Below are 2358 nucleotides of genomic sequence, written 5' to 3'. Positions count from 1 at the left end.
TAGTCAAATATGATCATACCATCTTTGGGAATCCAAACCAACGTATCCAGGCATCTCGGTGGAGTATGTTTTTCGTTGAATGTGCCCACACAGATGGCTGGCTCGAAACCACCTGATGCCAAGTCCAAATTTTTTCTTAATATCACCATCATCGATTTTTTTGCCAGAGACTTGCTCTCGATGTACCTTAGTTCAGATGCTATGGCGTAGTACCTGCTACAAACTAGCAAGGCTGGAATGATAGAGATTAGCTTCCCTACTCCCTACTCCCTACTCCCTTCTCCCTACTCCCTACCCCATTAAAAACTGCTATAGTTATGACTGAAGGTAAGACTTCATGATAAAAACCCTGGGAGAGGATTTCATGAAACGACAAGTAAGACAACTGATCAAACAACTTACCTTGGGAATCACTCTGACAGCTTTAATCGGTTTAAGTGCCTGTGAGTCAACCTCCTCTGTTAAAAAAACTAAAGTTCGTTCTGCCCATAGTAACTGGGTAGAGGAACAGTTTCAAACCCAAATCGTCAATATTGGTCTGGAAAAACTTGGTTATGAAATCGAAGAACCGAAAGAAATAAGCTATCCGATCATTTATGTGTCTGTGGCTAATGGCGAGCTAGATTATAGTACTATAAACTATGAAAAATCACATCTAGAATTCTTTAAAAATGCTGGGGGTACCAAAAAGTTAGAGCGAGTTGGAGTTATTACTCCTGATGTGATACAAGGCTATCAAATCGATAAAAAAACGGCTGAGAAATATAACATTACTAACCTGCAACAATTTAAAGACCCAAAAATTGCGAAACTATTTGATACAGACGGCAATGGTAAAGCTAATTTAATCGGTTGTGATCCTGGTTGGTTTTGCGAAGTGATAGTCGATCATCACCTCAAAGCTTACGGACTAGAAGATACCGTTGAACACACTAGAGGACAATATATCGTGCTACTCGCCGATGTTATGACTCGCTACAAGCAAGGAGAAAGCATTTTATACTATGCGTTGTATCCTCACTGGATATCTACAATATTAAAACCGGATCAAGATATAATTTGGTTAGAAGTTCCCTTTACCTCTCTTCCTGAATCCCAGAAAAATATAACTGAAAAAGACACCTCTGTAAACGGAAAAAATCTTGGATTTACTGTCGATCGCCAGCGCATTGTTGCTAACAAGAAATTTTTGGCAGCTAACCCAGTTGCTAAGCGTTGGTTTGAACTGGTTCAAATTCCGGCTGAGGACATTAACGTTGAAAGCTTAAAGATCAAAGAGGGTGAGAGCAGTTCAGAAGATATTAATCGCCATGCTAAAGAGTGGGTTGAGAAGAATCAAGAGTTGTTTGATAGCTGGATAGAAGAGGCAAAAAAGGCAGGAGGTGATTCTATTTAAAGGGAATAGGGAATAGGGAATAGGGAGTAGGGAGTAGGGAGTAGGGAGTAGGGAGTAGGGAATTTTTGTGTACTTAATAGCTATTAAAAAGGCGTTGCTGAATCAAGGAATGAATGCGCGATCATCTGGTTTTGGTCAAGCCCCCTAAATCCCCCAACTTTGCGGTGCGACCCGTGGCGAATTTAATTCGCCTACGGAAAGCGCACCGGAGGGGAATTTGAAAGTCTTTTTCCCCCCAAAATTGGGGGGCTAGGGGGGCAAAACCATACCCATAATCAGCAACACGTAAGTTAATTTTTTTTACAAAAAAGCGTTCGTATAACTTTAGCGAACGTTTTTTTATTCCCCCTAAAACTACCCAAAAAAACTTTTTTCAAAACCCTTGACAAAATTGTTATAATAATTATTATTATAAATATAAATACGAATTCAATCTTTGATTCATGTCAAAAAACCCAAACCTAAAGAAACAACCTGTTGAGCACACTATGAAAGGCTCTCGTCAAGCAGTAATGCATAGTATGCACATGCTTTATGTCTTTGGCTATGCCGAGATTTGCGAGTGGAGCCCTCTGGAGCCAACTGGTGTTCCAGACGAAGTGATTACTACAATGATGAAGTATTGGCTGTTGCCATAACACTTTGTCTTGATGCAGTCGCTCATGGGGGAAACCCCCAAGACCGCGCTGCATCGCTAAATTTCTGGGGGGTTTTCCCCCCAGGATAAAGGCTCCGGTCTGGTCGGATAGCGTGACCTTTGGCCAATCAAATAACATCACATCAGGTTAGGTTTGGGATCTGACTGAGATCAAAATTTCAATCCACTTACTGTGGAATTGAAAAAGCCGTGGACATTATGTCTACGGCTTTTTTTTATGTTTGAGACTTGTATTTTTTATCTGTTGCTTGTTGCCTTTTGCTTTTTGCCTTTTCCTCAAAATATTTTATAAGATCATGTGGTC

The 2358-nt window shown here is 40.5% G+C and carries 3 protein-coding genes; 2 read left to right on the top strand and 1 reads right to left on the bottom strand.

Annotation, left to right across the window (positions count from 1 at the left end; translation table 11 throughout):
- A partial coding sequence (locus tag F6K49_RS41980; protein WP_293107214.1) for a hypothetical protein occupies positions 1–230 on the bottom strand: 230 nt, incomplete at its 3' end.
- Positions 231–364: 134 nt separating this feature from the next.
- On the opposite strand from F6K49_RS41980, the gene proX reads away from it, so the two are divergent.
- Together proX and F6K49_RS41970 are read left to right on the top strand one after the other, a co-directional pair.
- Positions 365–1396 carry a glycine betaine/L-proline ABC transporter substrate-binding protein ProX gene (proX, locus tag F6K49_RS41975; protein WP_293107211.1) on the top strand — a complete coding sequence of 344 codons (1032 nt, stop codon included), beginning with the start codon at positions 365–367 and terminating at the stop codon, positions 1394–1396.
- Positions 1397–1839: 443 nt separating this feature from the next.
- On the top strand, positions 1840–2034 hold the full coding sequence (locus F6K49_RS41970; protein ID WP_293065422.1) for a hypothetical protein: 195 nt from the start codon (positions 1840–1842) through the stop codon (positions 2032–2034).
- Positions 2035–2358 lie beyond the last annotated feature (324 nt).

This window comes from Moorena sp. SIO3I6, from assembly GCF_010672095.1.
This window is presented reverse-complemented; position numbering and strand designations above follow the sequence as displayed.